Here is a 573-nt window from a genome sequence, read left to right on the forward strand (position 1 = left end):
GTCCTGCTAAGGATTGATGCCTGTTCTGAATACATTGTGAAGAGAAGATATGTCTGGAAGCTTCCAGGTGTTTTGAGCCCTTGTGGTTTGAAGCGTCCGAGCCCAGTCCCAGAGAAACCATGAGATGGCTTAGTCGGCCGGAATTGGCGGAGGGATTGGAGGTAGGAAGGAAAGCTTGTCCGAGGCATTTTTGTTGTTGGAACCTTGGTTCCTCTGATGAAGATGCTGGATTGGTGTTGCCTGACCGCGCATCACCGGATGATATCTCGAGAAGCTGGTCTTAATGGTATGGCTTCGAGGTGCACCGGCGTGCCCTCAAGGAAGACCATACCGACACGTCGATGTCATCGTGACCTGATCTGGTTGTAAAAGGTAACCGGATTTGTCGTTCATCCCTTCGGGATGACGACTTGATGATGAGCATAGACAATGAGAACGAAGAAGTGAATTAAGGGCATTTGGTGGATGCCTTGGCATGCACAGGCGAAGAAGGACGTGATACGCTGCGAAAAGCCGTGGGGAGCTGCGAATAAGCTTTGATCCATGGATCTCCGAATGGGGCAACCCACCTTA

The 573-nt window shown here is 50.8% G+C and carries 1 rRNA gene; it reads left to right on the forward strand.

Annotated features, from left to right (window positions below):
- Positions 1-438 precede the first annotated feature (438 nt).
- Positions 439-573 (forward strand): 23S ribosomal RNA (locus tag PH605_RS25305); the annotation flags it as partial.

Source organism: Agrobacterium sp. CFBP 3001 (assembly GCF_027871605.1).
Taxonomy (GTDB): Bacteria; Pseudomonadota; Alphaproteobacteria; order Rhizobiales; family Rhizobiaceae; genus Agrobacterium; species Agrobacterium leguminum.